Below are 14,372 nucleotides of genomic sequence, written 5' to 3' on the forward strand. Positions count from 1 at the left end.
GATTGGGCAGAACGTCATTGTGACGCCATGACGACGACCTCCCAAACCCTGACGTTTAAATCGCCCGATGAAACCGCAGATTTCGCGGCCCGTGTCGGGTCTTCGCTTGGTTCCGGGGATGTCCTGTTGCTTAGCGGCGCAATCGGCAGCGGCAAGACGCATTTCGCGCGCAACCTCATTCAATCACTTATGCCTGAACCGGAAGACGTGCCATCACCCACATTCACTTTGGTTCAGACCTATGACACCCCTGCCGGTGAGATCTGGCACTGCGATCTTTATCGGCTGAACGCGTTAGAGGAAGTGGATGAACTGGGTTTGGTTGAAGCCTTTGACACAGCAATCTGCCTTGTGGAATGGCCGGAAAAACTGGGCGCACTAGCCCCTGTCGCTGCGTTAAAACTGGCCTTCGAAACAGACCATGACACAGAAGAAACCCGCCACATGTCCTTGTCATGGACCGATCCGAAATGGGTAGACAAGTTGGAGAATGCCGGATGACAAACAGGACAGTCCTGGCAGAGGCCCTTATTGCACAAACTCCTTGGGTCGGGGCAACGCGTGCACCACTGGCCGGCGACGCATCGAACCGCCGGTACGAACGCGTGACCGATCCGGTCAGTGGGCGAACGGCTGTCCTGATGGATGCACCACCTGACAAGGGCGAAAGCGTCGAATCGTTTGTGCGTGTTGCCGAGTATCTGCGTTCGATTGGCCTGAGTGCGCCCGAGATTTACGCAGAAGACGCTGAATATGGATTTCTGCTGCTGGAAGATCTGGGTGATGATCTGTTTGCACGCGTCCTTAAAAAAGACCCGTCCAAAGAACGCCTTTTGTACGAGGCCGCGACAGACGTGCTGCTGCACCTGCATCAGGCGCCAATATTATCACTACCGTCTTACGATCCAGCCCTGATGACGGACCTGGCGGCACTGGCGCTTACGAAATACGCCGCTGGCATTCAGGGCAATGTTGATCAGGGCGTTCTGGACCGGTTCGAACTTCGGTTTGCAGATATTTTGCACCGCGAAACCTCTGGGGACAAAGTTGTCATTCAAAGGGACTATCACGCAGAAAACCTTCTGTGGCTGCCCAAGCGCGACGGTATAAGGCGCGTCGGATTGCTGGATTTCCAATTGGCCATGCTGGGGCACCCCGCCTATGATCTGGTGTCCTTGCTTCAGGACATTCGCCGCGATGTTTCGGTCGGAACAGAAATGCAGATGATCAACCGCTATATTGCAGGGTCAGGTATGGACGATCACGAATTTCGTACCGCGTACAGCGTATTGGGCGCGCAGCGAAATCTTCGCATCCTTGGCGGTTTTTCGCGGCTGGCAACCGACTACGGCAAGCCGCAATATCTGGACATGATCCCGGCGGTCTGGTCGCACCTCATGAGGGATCTGGAACACCCTGCCCTTGTTTCGGTGGCCTCGCTGCTGCACGACGCTCTGCCCCGACCAACACCTCAGAATTTGGCCAGGCTGAGGCCCCAATGACCGGATCACCCTTTGCCGTAATGTTGTTTGCCGCCGGGTTTGGCACCCGTATGGGCGCGTTGACCAAGGACCGACCCAAACCGCTGATCGAAGTGTCCGGGCGCGCCCTGATCGACCACGCGCTGGATCTTGTCGACAACCTTGGCCCTGTTCGCACAGTGGCAAACGTGCATTACCACGCCGATCAGCTCGACGCGCATCTCAGGCCCAAAGGCATTCTGATATCGCTGGAAGAGCCGGAGATTTTGGAAACCGGCGGCGGGTTGCGCGCAGCCCTGCCATTGCTGGGCACCGACCCTGTGTTCACACTGAATACCGACGCAATCTGGTCCGGCCCAAATCCATTGATGCTGCTGCAAAACGCATGGGACCCGTCCCGCATGGATGCGCTTTTGATGTGTGTTCCGACTGCGCAGGCCATTGGTCACGACAGGCCGGGTGATTTTACCGCCGATCAGGTGGGGCGGATCACGCGTGGGCCCGGCTTGGTTTACGGGGGCGCGCAGATCCTCAAGACACAAGGGTTGCACGCCATTTCGCAACCGGCGTTTTCGTTGAACCTGCTTTGGAACCAGATGCACGATCAGGGGCGTTTGTTCGGCATCGAGTATCCCGGTCGCTGGTGTGATGTGGGCCACCCCGATGGGATCGCTCTGGCCGAGGATTTGCTGGCAGATGTTTGACCCCGGACCCCTGCCCCGAGTCTTCGCCGTCCCGCCCGGTACGGATTTCCCCAAGGCGTTGGTCGACGGCCTGAGGCGGCGTTGTTCAGGCCCGCCCGAGGCTTTGGCGCGGGTGGGGCTGGTGTTGAACACGCGGCGTATGGAACGGCGCGTACGTGATCTGTTCAATCAGGGGCCACCATGCCTGCTGCCCCGCATCACGCTGTTAACCGATCTGGGGGACAGCGCTGATCTGGCGCATATTCCACCTGCCATCCCGCCCCTTCGGCGGCGTTTGGAATTGTCTCAGCTGGTGGCCAAATTGTTGGAACAACAACCGGATTTGGCCGCGCGGTCATCGGTTTTTGACCTGTCCGACAGTCTGGCGGCGCTGATCGACGAAATGCAGGGCGAAGGTGTGTCACCGGACACGATCCGGGGGCTGGATGTCAGCGACATGTCCGGCCATTGGGCGCGGGCTCAGACCTTTATCGGTATCGCAGATCATTTCATTGACACGGGCTCGCAGGTGATGGACGCGCAGGCCCGCCAACGTCGCGTGGTCGAAAACCTGATCACCCGCTGGCAAACCGATCCCCCCCTGCATCCGGTTATTCTGGCCGGGTCGACCGGTTCGCGCGGCACCACGCTGATGCTGATGGATGCCGTCGCGCGCTTGCCGCAAGGGGCGCTGGTACTGCCCGGTTACGATTTCGACCAGCCGGATCACGTTTGGGAAGGGTTGGATGATGCGTTGACTTCGGAAGATCATCCGCAATACCGGTTTCGCAAGCTGATGCGCGGGCTGGGCCTGTCACCCGGTCAGATTACTCCATGGACAGACCTGAACGCCCCCTCGCCTGCCCGTAACCGTCTGGTTTCCCTGGCTTTGCGCCCAGCCCCGATCACCGATGCCTGGATGAGCGAAGGCCCGAAACTGGCTGATCTACTCGGCGCAACCAAAGACCTGACACTGATCGAGGCGCAATCACCGCGGGACGAGGCTTTGGCCATTGCCCTGCGCCTGCGACAAGCTGCCGAAACCGGTCAGACCGCCGCCCTGATTACGCCGGATCGCATGTTGACCCGTCAGGTAAGCGCCGCGCTGGATCGGTGGAACATTCTGGCAGATGACAGCGCCGGTCTGCCGCTGCAACTCTCGCCCCCGGGCCGGTTTCTGCGACATGTGGCTGGTCTGTTCACGCGCCGTCTGGAGGGCGAGGCGCTGCTTACCTTGCTAAAGCACCCTTTGTGCCATGACGGCAGTGAACGCGGTAAACATTTGCTGCACACGCGTGATCTGGAACTGGATCTGCGCCGCAATGGCCCACCATTTCCGGATGGCACCAGCCTCACCGCATTTGCAGTACGCAAAGAAGCCCCCGAAAGCTGGGTCCATTGGGTTGTTCACCACTTCTGCGATCAGCAGATCAGTGGCGAGTTGGCGCTTTCCGACTGGGTAGATCGGCTCACAACACTGGCCGAGGCGATCTCGGCTGGCAGCGCAGGTGAAACCGGCACGCTGTGGGACAAGAACGCGGGTCAAAAGGCGCTGGCAGTGCTGAATTCTCTCAGGGATGAGGCGCAACATGGCGGGCCGATGACAGCCCATGATTTTGCCAATCTTCTGGGCGCGCTGCTTGCCGGGGAAGAGGTCCGCGACCGCGATGCGCCGCATCCGCATATCATGATCTGGGGCACACTCGAAGCGAGGGTACAAGGTGCAGACCTGTTGATCCTTGGCGGATTGAATGAAGGCAGTTGGCCAGGGGCGCCGGCGCCCGACCCCTGGCTGAACCGACAGATGCGCGACAGGGCGGGCCTGTTATTGCCTGAACGCCGGATCGGCCTGTCGGCGCATGACTTTCAACAGGCCATCGGCGCGCCCGAGGTCTGGCTAACCCGCGCAACCCGCTCGGATGATGCGGAAATGGTGCCGTCTCGTTGGGTGAACCGGCTGACAAACCTGTTGCAGGGTCTGCCTGAGCAGGGTGGCCCCCAAGCGCTGGCCGAAATGCGCGCCCGTGGCCAAAACTGGCTGAACTGGTCCGAGGCTCTGGAAGACACGCCGCGCATTGACCCCGCGCCACGCCCATCCCCGCGCCCGCCAGTTGTCGCGCGTCCGCGTCACCTGTCAGTAACGGAAATCAAGCGACTGATCCGCGATCCCTATGCCATTTACGCCAAGCATGTGCTGCGGTTGAAACCTCTCGATCCGCTTGTCCAGGCACCCGACGCGTTGCTGCGGGGGATCGTGATCCACGAAATCCTCGAACATTTCGTCAAGGATAGCGTGCTCGACAACGCCTTGCTGACGCGTGAGAATTTTCTGAAACGCGCGCACACATTACTGGAGCAGCATGTCGCCTGGCCCACGGCGCGACATCTGTGGCTGGCGCGGCTGGAACGGATCGCAGACGACTTTATCAGCGCTGAACTTTCGCGCCGGGGTGACGGTGGGCCAGTGGCCTTTGAAGCGGCGATGAAGCTGGTGCTGAACCCGTTGGACTTCACCATCACAGGGCGCGCTGACCGGATCGATCACAACAGCCGGGGGGCCTTGCGGATCATCGACTATAAAACCGGCGCGCCTCCAACAGAAAGCCAGCAATCCAAATTCGACAAGCAATTGCTGATCGAGGCCGCAATGGCCGAGCAGGGCGGTATCGAGGGGCTTGACCCGATGGCGGTGGCAGAGGCCATCTTCATCGGTATGGGTGGTGCCTATAATGAGGTGCCCGCGCCGCTGCTGAAAGAACCCGCCGACAAGGTTTTGACCGAGCTGAAAGAGTTGATATCAGCCTATTTAGAGTCTGATCAGGGGTATTCGTCCCGCCGAATGCTGCACAAAGATACGGATATCGGTGACTATGATCATCTTGCCCGGTTCGGCGAGTGGGACCGGACAGCCGAAACGCGCCCCGAGGATCTGACATGAGCGCGCGCAACGAAGCAACCGAACGGCAGGTGCAGGCCTCGCGACCCGATGCCTCGACCTGGCTGGCCGCCAATGCAGGGTCAGGGAAGACACGGGTTTTGACCGATCGGGTGGCGCGCCTGCTGCTGGGTGGCGTCCAGCCACAACACATTCTTTGCCTGACCTATACCAAAGCTGCTGCCAGCGAGATGCAGAACCGATTGTTTGACCGTCTTGGCAAATGGGCAATGCTTGAAGATGCCAGGCTGCAAAAGGACCTGGCCGAACTGGGCGTGACCGGCGCCATCGATTCAGACCGGTTGGCACAAGCGCGCACCCTGTTTGCCCGCGCCATTGAGACGCCGGGCGGCTTGAAAATCCAGACAATTCACTCTTTCTGCGCCTCGTTGCTGCGTCGTTTCCCGCTCGAGGCCGGAGTCAGCCCGCAGTTTTCGGAAATGGAAGACCGGGCGGCAGCTTTGCTGAGGGAAGAAATTGTTGAAGATTTCGCGGAAGGCCCGCAGGCACGGCTGATCGAAGACGTGGCCCGGTTTGTCACCGATTCAGGCTTTGACAAGCTGACTGCGGCGATCGCCCAAAAGCGCAACCTGTTCGCGCAACAACTGGATTGGTCTGATCTGTTGCAACGCTTCGAGCTGCCCTCGCATTTTAGCGATAATGCGTTGTTCCAAAGCGTTTTTTTGGGTGGTGAGGTTGAGCTGATCCAGTCAATGTTGCCCCTATTGCTCGAAAGTGGCGGCAATAATGCCAAGGCAGCGGCAAGGCTGGCAGGGTTTACCGAAGCACGATTGGCTCACTTGCCCATGCTGGAAGACGTGCTGCTGACCGGAAAAGGCGCAAAAGAACCGTTCACCGCCAAGATCAACGGCTTTCCCACCAAGCCCCTTCGCGAAGGTGCGCTGGCGGACCGGATGCCTCAACTCGAAGCTCTCATGCTGCGGGTCGAAGCTGCGCGTGAACGCCGACTGGCGCTGATTGCTGCCCAGAAAACCGCCGTTTTGCACCGCTTTGCCGCTGCATTCCTACCGGAATATGAGCGCTGCAAGCAGTTGCGGGGGTGGCTGGATTTCGACGATCTAATCCTGCGCGCACGTCAGGTTCTGAATGACCCGGCGGTGGCTGAATGGGTGCTGTACCGTCTGGACGGGGGTATCGACCACATTCTTGTCGACGAAGCGCAGGACACCAGCCCCGATCAATGGGATGTGGTGGAAAAACTGGCTCAGGAATTCACTAGCGGGGAAGGGGCCCGATCAGGGGTCGAGCGCACTATCTTTGTTGTCGGCGATAAAAAACAATCGATCTATTCCTTTCAGGGCGCCGACCCGCAAGCCTTTGACCGTATGCAGGAAGAGTTTGACCGGAAACTCTCTGATTCAGGCTCTAAACTGTGGGATTCGACGCTGGAATATTCATTCCGATCCTCCAGCGCGATCTTGTCTCTGGTCGACACGCTTTTTGAAAACCGCGCCGATGCAGGATTTCAGAAGGAAAGTCAGCACCGCGCCTTCAAATCCGATTTGCCCGGTCGGGTTGATCTTTGGCCCGTCGTCGAGAAAGTCGAGGACGCGGAGGAGGGGGATTGGACCGATCCGGTGGACCGGCCCGGATCACGGCACCATACCGTTATTCTGGCCGAACGGGTGGCTGCGTCGATCAAAAAAATGATCGATGACGGCGAAACTATACCTGAAGACGGGGACACACAGGGCCAGTTTGTTCGACGCAAAGTTCAGCCCGGTGATTTTCTGATCCTTGTGCAACGCCGGTCTGACCTGTTCGCCGAGATCATCCGCGCCTGCAAGGTTGCCGGGCTTCCCATCGCCGGGGCGGACCGGCTGAAAGTGGGTGCCGAACTTGCGGTCAAGGATCTGGCTGCGCTGCTTAGCTTTCTGGCGACGCCCGAAGACAGCCTGTCGCTGGCGACAGTTCTGAAATCCCCACTGTTCGGATGGTCCGAGCAGCAGCTTTTCGATCTTGCCCATCGGCGGGAGGAGCAATTCCTGTGGGCTGCTTTGCGCAGACGCGCCGACGATTTCCCCAAAACTCTGGCCGTTCTGAACGATCTGCGCAGTCAGATCGACTTTCTGCGCCCCTATGACCTGATTGAACGCATTCTGACCCGACACGACGGGCGACGAAACCTGTTGGGCCGACTGGGACCCGAGGCTGAGGACGGTATCAATGCCCTGCTATCGCAGGCGTTAGCCTACGAGCGGACGGATATCCCCAGCCTGACTGGATTTCTGGTCTGGATGCAGACCGACGATCTGGAGATCAAACGACAGATGAGCGGGGTCGGAAATATGATCCGGGTGATGACGGTGCACGGCTCGAAGGGGTTGGAGGCTCCGATCGTCATTCTGCCTGATACCGGCAAACGCCAGCCGCCACGCGACGCCGAAATCATGGTGGCAGACGGGACTCCCCTGTGGAAGGTTTCGGCAGACCAATCGCCGAACCTGATCACTCGCGCCCGGACAGAGGCGCGCACCCGCGAGGAAAATGAACGGCTTCGCTTGCTTTATGTGGCTCTAACAAGGGCTGAAAAGTGGCTGATCGTGGCAGCGGCAGGTGATTTGGGTAAAGATGGCAACAGCTGGTACCAGATGGTAGAAGCAGCGATGGAAAGGGCCGGGGCAACGCAACTGCCTGGTTCAGATACACGTCGGCTGTCCCATGGCGACTGGGATGGGTTTCCACTGGTTGAGCTGTCACGCGCATCGGCTAAACATTCAGATCTACCTGATATGTTCCTGCACCCTGCACCTGAACCGGTTGTACCTGCGGCCACCATCAGCCCTTCGGATCTGGGTGGGGCCAAGGCGTTGCCAGGTGACGCTGGTCTGGATGAAGACGCTGCCAAACTGCGCGGAACCCGCGTGCACCTGCTGCTTGAGCATCTGCCCAAAGTCACGCAGGACCACTGGCCAGAGCTTTGCGCCCGCCTGCTGCCCGGCATGGGGCAAGAGGATCAGAACGCATTGCTGACCGAAGTCACAGGCGTGCTGACATCCGAAAGCCTGCGACACATTTTCACGCCGGACACATTGGCCGAAGTACCTGTAACTGCCGACCTGCGCGGGCAGCGAATGTATGGGATTGTCGACCGCCTGATCGTGACGGACACCGAAGTCCATGTAATTGATTTCAAATCAAATGCCACCGTTCCGAACCGGGTCGAAGATTGCCCCGAAGGGTTGCTTCGCCAAATGGGCGCGTATGCGCAGGCCCTGTCGCAGATCTATCCAGACCATAAGATACGCACCGCAATCCTTTGGACAAGAACGGCAAATCTTATGTGGTTGCCACACGATCTTGTGACGGATGCCGTGGCCTGCACCCAGATATCTTGACCTTGCCTACTGCCACCCCTACCTTCACAGCCCAAGCGCATTTCATTCAGGAGACATAATATGTCGACCGTAGCCGTCACCGACGAAACCTTTGACGCCGAAGTCAAGAACTCGGACGTTCCAGTTGTAGTGGATTTCTGGGCCGAATGGTGCGGACCCTGTAAGCAGATTGGTCCGGCACTGGAAGAGCTGGCCGCCGAATATGGCGGCAAGGTCAAGATCGCCAAGGTGGACGTGGACAACAACCCGAACTCTGCCGCCGCCATGGGCGTGCGCGGCATCCCGGCGCTGTTCATCTTTAAGGACGGTCAGGTTGTATCGAACCGCGCAGGCGCTGCCCCCAAAGCCGCGCTGCAAAGCTGGATCGACGAATCCATCTGATCTGGCGATAACGGATTGTTCGAAAGGCGTCTCAGATTGGGGCGCCTTTTTTGTTGAAACGGCGGGGAAACCAATGGCAAAAACGCGCGTTCTTGTAGAATTCGGGATGGGCACATCCCTGCGCCGGATGGACTATACCGAGTCGTCGCTGCGGGCGATCAGGGACGCGCTGTGGCACAACTCGGTCAATATGGCCGAACTTTTTGGTTTCCCGAAAGAGGCGATGATCATTGATGCCGAGATCGGCGTGCAGCAGCCGGATCAAGTGGATACCGACGCCCTCAAAGCCGTTTTCCCTTATGGTCAGCCCAACATTACCGTCGCAAAAGGTGGGTTGGACATCGAAAAACCGAATGGTGACGGCCACACGGTGATAGCCAACGCTGCACTGATCGTTTCTTTCAACATGGACCCGGCGCAATGAGTGAAAAGCGGATCATCCTGGAAATGGGCACTGGTAATGACCTTTATGGTCAGGATTATACCAAAGCAGCCCGCCGCGCGGTACAGGACGCGCTGCATCATTCATCCATCACGCTGTTTTCAAAGCTGGGGATCGATCACAACGAAATGCGCGTGCTTGTGACAATCGGCGTTCAGAATCCGGAACAGGTGAATTGTGAATTGGTTGCTGCCGACATGCCGCGCGGCCGAGCCGAGGTTCGCGCGGTCAAAGGTGGTCTGGATGTAGCTGATGAAGAAGCTGGCACTCTGCACGTCATTGCAACTGCCGCGGTCGAAGCTTTTTTACCCGATCTTGCCGGGAAATACATCCAGAGTTGAGCAACGAAAAAGCCGCTCGGAAATCCGGGCGGCTGGTTCGGTTTGATGATCCGTCGGTTGGATTAGATTTTTGCGATATCCGCGCGGCTCAGACCGATATCGTCCAGCTGCGTGTCGCTGAGTTCCGACAGAAGGTTACGTGTTTTACGTGCTTCATTCCATGCGACAACACTGTCGAATGCATTGATGAAAACGTCCGCCACGTGCAGGATGGTAGCTGCTCCGAGCGGCGCATGAATATTAGCTGTGGTTGCCATGTGCGCAGTCCTTATTGAAGAAACAGCCGACCCGTCGTCGGTTGTGAGCCTCATCTAGTACCGCTTGGCCGGACTCACAATTGCTGGTCCGGTAACCCCGAATTGCATTTTTTGCATATCTTTTGGGCAGTTTGGCAATGGGTTGCGCCAACAACCGGTCCGGCCCATATATACCGCCAGCAAAAGCGGAGACGATCATGGCAGATAACGACTTTCCCGGTTGGCACGGCACAACGATTATCGGCGTCAAGAAGGACGGTCATGTCGTCATTGCCGGCGACGGTCAGGTGAGTCTGGGTCAGACCGTGATCAAGGGCACCGCGCGCAAGGTGCGCCGCCTGTCTCCCGGAGGGTTCGAGATCGTGGCAGGTTTTGCCGGATCGACAGCGGATGCCTTCACGTTGCTGGAACGGCTGGAAGCCAAGCTTGAAGCTACGCCCGGCCAACTGGCCCGCGCCTCGGTTGAACTCGCCAAGGACTGGCGCACAGACAAGTATCTGCAAAAACTTGAGGCGATGCTGATCGTGACAGACGGCAAGGATCTGCTTGTCATCACCGGGGCAGGGGATGTTCTGGAACCCGAACACAATGTGGCTGCCATCGGGTCGGGAGGCAACTTCGCTCTGGCCGCCGCGCGTGCCATGATGGACAGCGACAGATCCGCAGAGGACATCGCCCGGCAATCCATGGCCATCGCAGCAGATATCTGCGTCTATACCAATGGCAACCTGACGGTTGAGACGATCTCAGGCTAAAAGCGCTTTGATCTCTTTGCCTTTCCATCGACGGTGCATACCGATCAACCCCAGGACCGCCGCTACGATCACGATGTAATAGGGCACGCGGATATCGATGCTCATCAATCCGCCACCGATCAGTGACATGATCCCGCCCGCAAGGCAGAACACGGCAGTGGCCACGCCCATGGCCCAGCCCTGATCCGCCTCGCTGACGCTTGAGGAGAACAGGCCCAACAGCGTTGGATAGGCGACCCCGAACAGGAAATAGAAGAAAAACACCGGGACATAGCTGAATACACCGCTTGGGCTGAAGGCAAAGGCAAACCCGCAAATGACCATCACCACAAGCGACGTGTAAATGATCGCGTGTTTGCTGAACCTTTCCTGGGCAGGCTTCACCAGGAATGTACTGGAAAAGGCCAGCGCCACTCCGATGACCACCATCGCCACGCTGCCCCCGATGACCCCATACCCGAATGCGCTGGTTAGGAAATTGTCGACAAACACGTAGAATGTGACATTGGCGATCATGAAAAACGAATAGACCGGCAGGATTTTCAGAACCAGCGGGTGTTCGCCAACTGCGATCAGGCTGTCGGTAATATCGCGTGGACGAAACACAAAGGGCTCGCGCTTGGTTCGGGTGTCCTTGAAAAAGAGCAGCACCAGAAATATCGCCACCAGAACCAACACGAACGCGCCATAGAACGGGGTTTTCAACGTGGCAAAGCCGCCAAATAACGCCGAATCCGACAAAACCGCGCCTATGATCGGCCCGCCGACAAGGCCAAAGCTAACACCAGTCACGATGTAGCCCATGTTTCGGTCCCGGTCAGACGCGTCGGTGCTGCCATCGATCATCGCCGCCTGCGCGATGGGCTGATTACCCGCAGTGAACCCGGTAATCGAACGGCCAACGATCAGCAGAAGCAGGTTATTGAGATAAAGCGCCACAATGGTCAACGCATATCCGGCCAGCGCGCCCCCAAGGCAGACCAGCAATGCATTCTTTCGCCCAATCGAGTCAGACACTTTCGAGACATAAACAACGCCCAGAAACCACGACAGGAAAAAGCATCCGATCACCAGACCATAATAAAAATGCCTGCGGCCGACAGGCGTGCTTTCCGGCAGGAAACCGGAGCTCGTTTCCATGATCAGCGAATTGATGATGGGAAAGACCAGACCTTGTCCGATCAGGTCCACGAACACCACGAACAGCAGGGTGATCTTGGCAATTTTCGTCATACAACTCGCCCCGTGCTCAAATGCTTTGGGGCGAGTGTAGCAGATATGCGCCGTGTCAGCTAACGACGGATTAGAGGCCGGATGATCCGGCCTCTGTCGTTCAGATTATTTAAGCGACGCAACACCCAGCGGGACGCCAGCGACCTCACACCAGATGTAAACTTCGTTGTAGCCCGAGATGTCCATAGTTGGAGGCACCGCATAAGATTGCTTGCCTTTCAAATTCAGCAGTGCACCCAGCTTAGATGACGGGTCGTATTCGCCATCCTTACCGAATGCCACACGCGGGTCGGGGCCACCGTCCAACGAAAAGTCGTTGCCTAATTCAACGATATAACGATCGCCATCCTTTTTTACTTTGACCGAGCCGCTGGTTTCGTGCTTCGAGCGCCCCTCGAAATGACCCTTTTTCTTGTCACCCCCGGCCAAAGCCGCATTGGTGCCGACCAGAGTCAGAGCCGCGCCAGTGGCAGCCGCGTTCAGAAAAAGTGAACGACGAGTCATCATTTTACGTTCTCCATTAGATAAGTGCGGGCGACTTTGCCCGTTGACGCAGACTATGCGCAGCAAATATCTGTGTGGCGATTCACATCACCTCGAATTTCCGTGTTCGGTTCGTGTGTTGGCGTGAGTTTTTTGTGATCAGCTTGTGTTTTCGCAGCTTATGATTAGGTTCCGGTGCGAAACAAACGGATAGAACACATATGACCGACCTGACCCCGCGCGAGATTGTCTCGGAACTGGATCGTTTCATTATCGGGCAAAAGGATGCCAAGCGCGCCGTGGCCGTTGCACTGCGCAACCGCTGGCGCCGCAAGCAGTTGCCGGACGATATTCGCGAAGAGGTGTATCCAAAGAACATCCTGATGATCGGCCCCACCGGTGTCGGCAAAACCGAGATCAGCCGCCGTCTGGCCAAGCTTGCGCGCGCACCCTTTATCAAGGTCGAAGCCACGAAGTTCACCGAGGTTGGCTATGTCGGTCGCGACGTGGAACAGATCATCCGCGATCTGGCCGATGCCGCCATTCTGCAAACTCGGGAATTCATGCGCGAAGATGTCAAGGCCAAAGCCTATCAGGCCGCCGAAGACCGCGTGATTGACGCCATCGCTGGTACGGATGCCCGTGAAGGCACACGAGAGATGTTCCGCAAAAAGCTCAAGTCGGGTGAGCTGGATGAGACGGTCATTGAACTGGACGTCGCGGACAGTTCAAACCCAATGCCGATGTTCGATATTCCGGGACAGCCTGGCGGTCAGATGGGGATGATGAATCTGGGCGATATCTTCGGTAAGGCGTTTGCCGGGCGCACTGTTAGAAAACGTCTGACTGTCGCCGAAAGCTATGAGGTTCTGATCGGGGAAGAGGCCGACAAGCTGCTGGACGATGAGACGGTCACCCGCACCGCATTGGAATCGGTGGAGCAGAACGGCATCGTTTTTCTGGACGAGATTGACAAGGTCTGTGCCCGCACAGAAGCGCGTGGTGGTGATGTAAGTCGTGAAGGGGTGCAGCGCGACCTGCTGCCTCTGATCGAAGGCACAACCGTCTCGACAAAGCACGGTCCTGTTAAAACCGACCACATCCTGTTCATCGCATCCGGTGCGTTCCATATCGCCAAACCATCAGACCTTCTGCCCGAATTGCAGGGTCGTCTGCCCATCCGGGTAGAGCTGCGCGCGCTGACCGAGGAAGACTTCGTGCGTATCCTGACCGAAACCGACAACGCATTGACCCGTCAGTACACGGCCCTCATGGCCACCGAAGAGGTTACGGTTGGGTTTACCGAGGATGGTATTGCCGCCCTGGCGCGGATCGCAGCCGACGTGAATCAAAGCGTTGAAAACATTGGTGCGCGGCGGCTTTACACCGTCATGGAACGGGTCTTTGAAGAGCTGTCATTCACCGCACCAGACAGGGCCGGAACGGAAATAACGGTCGATGCGCAATTCGTGAACGACAATCTGGGCGAATTGACCAAGTCGGCGGATTTGAGCCGTTACGTTTTGTAGCAGCTCGGATCCGATACTGCCGCTTTTCCCGTTTCTTTACTCCGCTCTTTCGTTCCAAACAAAGCGTTTTTCTATTCACGTGATTGCATTTTTGGCCACCAGCAAGGAATGGACAATCAGAAGTTCAGCAAAGAGCCCCGTCAAGAAAGTCGCCAAAGCCATCAGACGCAAAACTCGACAAAAGAGCTTACCCATTCAACTTGTTCGCGCGGTCAGTTAACTACGCTCTGAAAATTTCGAATCGAAGTCACATTTCAGATACGTGCGGCAAATCCAAAACGTTTGCAACAGACGGTTGAGGTTAGGTGTTATGGAGATTGAGCGGACGGGGTTGTCGGGTGTGTTGGTTATTCGCCCGCAGCGGCATGGGGATTTGCGGGGGTTTTTTTCTGAAAGCTGGAACAAGGCGCGGCTGGAAGAGGCTGGGGTTGTGTTGCCGGAGTTTGTGCAGGACAACCATTCGTTGTCGTCCGCGGTGGGGACATTGCGCGGC

14 protein-coding genes are annotated in these 14,372 nt (G+C 57.6%); 11 read left to right on the forward strand and 3 right to left on the reverse strand.

What is annotated here, in order from left to right:
* Nucleotides 1–27: 27 nt before the first annotated feature.
* The 8 genes from tsaE (at nt 28) to AC2FLZ_RS17520 (ending at nt 9,622) form a co-directional block, all read left to right on the forward strand.
* Entirely contained in the window at nt 28–501 is a 474-nt protein-coding gene (tsaE, locus tag AC2FLZ_RS17485; protein ID WP_480521324.1) for a tRNA (adenosine(37)-N6)-threonylcarbamoyltransferase complex ATPase subunit type 1 TsaE, read from the forward strand.
* Nucleotides 498–1,502: an aminoglycoside phosphotransferase family protein gene (locus tag AC2FLZ_RS17490; protein WP_480555981.1), complete on the forward strand. Its 1,005-nt coding sequence runs from the start codon at nt 498–500 to the stop codon at nt 1,500–1,502. Before tsaE ends, AC2FLZ_RS17490 begins: the two co-directional genes overlap by 4 nt.
* On the forward strand, nt 1,499–2,185 hold the full coding sequence (locus AC2FLZ_RS17495) for a nucleotidyltransferase family protein (protein ID WP_496714589.1): 687 nt from the start codon (nt 1,499–1,501) through the stop codon (nt 2,183–2,185). Before AC2FLZ_RS17490 ends, AC2FLZ_RS17495 begins: the two co-directional genes overlap by 4 nt.
* Nucleotides 2,178–5,102, forward strand: a complete 2,925-nt coding sequence (addB, locus tag AC2FLZ_RS17500) for a double-strand break repair protein AddB (protein ID WP_496714588.1) — start codon at nt 2,178–2,180, stop codon at nt 5,100–5,102. Before AC2FLZ_RS17495 ends, addB begins: the two co-directional genes overlap by 8 nt.
* Nucleotides 5,099–8,458 (forward strand): double-strand break repair helicase AddA, encoded by a 3,360-nt coding sequence (addA, locus tag AC2FLZ_RS17505; protein ID WP_480555983.1) that lies wholly within the window; start codon nt 5,099–5,101, stop codon nt 8,456–8,458. Before addB ends, addA begins: the two co-directional genes overlap by 4 nt.
* A 60-nt stretch (nt 8,459–8,518) precedes the next feature.
* Nucleotides 8,519–8,839: a thioredoxin gene (gene trxA / locus AC2FLZ_RS17510; protein WP_209505247.1), complete on the forward strand. Its 321-nt coding sequence runs from the start codon at nt 8,519–8,521 to the stop codon at nt 8,837–8,839.
* Nucleotides 8,840–8,912: 73 nt separating this feature from the next.
* Entirely contained in the window at nt 8,913–9,263 is a 351-nt protein-coding gene (locus AC2FLZ_RS17515; RefSeq protein WP_496714586.1) for a Lin0512 family protein, read from the forward strand.
* Nucleotides 9,260–9,622, forward strand: a complete 363-nt coding sequence (locus AC2FLZ_RS17520) for a Lin0512 family protein (protein ID WP_480624775.1) — start codon at nt 9,260–9,262, stop codon at nt 9,620–9,622. Before AC2FLZ_RS17515 ends, AC2FLZ_RS17520 begins: the two co-directional genes overlap by 4 nt.
* Before the next feature lie 62 nt (nt 9,623–9,684).
* On the opposite strand, the gene AC2FLZ_RS17525 is transcribed toward AC2FLZ_RS17520, so the two are convergent.
* A complete protein-coding gene (locus AC2FLZ_RS17525; protein WP_480521310.1) occupies nt 9,685–9,879 on the reverse strand; it encodes a DUF1127 domain-containing protein in 195 nt (64 codons plus the stop codon).
* 197 nt (nt 9,880–10,076) lie between these two features.
* On the opposite strand from AC2FLZ_RS17525, the gene hslV reads away from it, so the two are divergent.
* Complete coding sequence (gene hslV / locus AC2FLZ_RS17530) at nt 10,077–10,634, forward strand: ATP-dependent protease subunit HslV (RefSeq protein ID WP_480496391.1); 558 nt, start codon at nt 10,077–10,079, stop codon at nt 10,632–10,634.
* On the opposite strand, the gene AC2FLZ_RS17535 is transcribed toward hslV, so the two are convergent.
* Together AC2FLZ_RS17535 and AC2FLZ_RS17540 are read right to left on the reverse strand one after the other, a co-directional pair.
* Nucleotides 10,626–11,867, reverse strand: a complete 1,242-nt coding sequence (locus AC2FLZ_RS17535; protein ID WP_480496393.1) for an MFS transporter — start codon at nt 11,865–11,867, stop codon at nt 10,626–10,628. The two genes, hslV and AC2FLZ_RS17535, sit on opposite strands and share 9 nt — an antisense overlap.
* 105 nt (nt 11,868–11,972) lie before the next feature.
* Entirely contained in the window at nt 11,973–12,374 is a 402-nt protein-coding gene (locus tag AC2FLZ_RS17540; RefSeq protein ID WP_480482580.1) for a DM13 domain-containing protein, read from the reverse strand.
* Nucleotides 12,375–12,571: 197 nt separating this feature from the next.
* Here AC2FLZ_RS17540 and hslU point away from each other — a divergent pair, with 197 nt between their 5' ends.
* Together hslU and AC2FLZ_RS17550 are read left to right on the forward strand one after the other, a co-directional pair.
* Complete coding sequence (gene hslU, locus AC2FLZ_RS17545; RefSeq protein WP_480607730.1) at nt 12,572–13,879, forward strand: ATP-dependent protease ATPase subunit HslU; 1,308 nt, start codon at nt 12,572–12,574, stop codon at nt 13,877–13,879.
* Between the two features lie 310 nt (nt 13,880–14,189).
* Nucleotides 14,190–14,372, forward strand: a 183-nt coding sequence (locus tag AC2FLZ_RS17550) for a dTDP-4-dehydrorhamnose 3,5-epimerase family protein (RefSeq protein WP_496882490.1), incomplete at its 3' end; no start/stop codon positions are given.

The sequence above is a fragment of the Ruegeria sp. YKSF131 genome (genome assembly GCF_059612645.1).